Source organism: Geobacillus sp. B4113_201601, assembly GCF_001587475.1.
Taxonomy (GTDB): Bacteria; Bacillota; Bacilli; order Bacillales; family Anoxybacillaceae; genus Geobacillus; species Geobacillus icigianus.
In genome coordinates this window covers 945-1,310 of record NZ_LQYX01000088.1, presented here as the reverse complement: position 1 = coordinate 1,310, position 366 = coordinate 945, and the positions used below count along the sequence as shown (strand labels likewise).

The 366-nt window shown below is 56.8% G+C and carries 1 protein-coding gene; it reads left to right on the top strand.

The features are described from left to right. A partial coding sequence (locus B4113_RS20620; protein ID WP_235598006.1) for a hypothetical protein occupies positions 1 to 272 on the top strand: 272 nt, incomplete at its 5' end. Between the last annotated feature and the right edge of the window lie 94 nt (positions 273 to 366).

The window sequence follows — 366 nt, the reverse complement described above, 5'->3', positions numbered from 1 at the left end:
ATCACCTCCTTTCTAAGGGGAAAAGCGAAGGCCGCCCGCCTATCGGCGAAACGCGCTGGAGGGCCTGCGAGGAGGCCGTTGCCGCCGCAGCAGGACCGAAGCGTCGTGAGCCGATGGCGGCCGGAGCTAGACAGTACGAAAAGCGGAAGCGCCGCGATCGGCTCTCGAAGCCAAATGTTCTTCACCCAGAGGGGTGCTTGCACCCCGAGGGGGAAGGTTATTTGGCAGAAGAGAGCCAGGCGCTGGAGCTAGACAGTAGTCCATATGCATGAACATGGCGCTTTCGTTTCGTTCAGTTTTGAGGGAACGAGTGATGTTCTCTCAATGGCAAACATCGTTCTTTGAAAACTAGATAACCGCAGAAGT